1 protein-coding gene is annotated in these 437 nt (G+C 55.6%); it reads left to right on the top strand.

What is annotated here, in order from left to right:
• Positions 1–437, top strand: a 437-nt coding sequence (locus NE664_14220) for an HAD hydrolase family protein (protein MCQ4727791.1), incomplete at both ends; no start/stop codon positions are given.

A 437-nucleotide genomic window follows, 5' to 3' on the forward strand; every position in this document is an offset into this window, starting at 1 on the left:
GGATGAAGTGTATACAGAACTTCTTCCGGCGGATAAAGTAAGCCATATGGAGCAGCTGCTGTCCCAGACCAGCGGGAAGGGTAAACTGGCATTTGTGGGAGACGGCATTAATGACGCTCCGGTTCTTGCCCGCGCGGATATCGGCATTGCCATGGGCGGACTCGGCTCTGACGCGGCCATCGAGGCGGCCGATGTGGTCATTATGACGGATGAGCCGTCCAAGATCGCTGCGGCCATGAGGATTTCCAGAAAAACCCTGCGAATCGTTCGGCAGAATATCGTATTTGCCCTGGGGATCAAGGCAATCGTGCTGGTCCTGGGAGCGGCTGGATTTGCCAGTATGTGGGCGGCGGTATTTGCAGATGTAGGCGTTTCTGTGATTGCCATCTTAAATGCGGTAAGGGCTCTGCAGGTAGCGAAAGACGACAGAGTCAGGG

The organism is Anaerotignum faecicola (assembly GCA_024460105.1).
Taxonomy (GTDB): Bacteria; Bacillota; Clostridia; order Lachnospirales; family Anaerotignaceae; genus JANFXS01.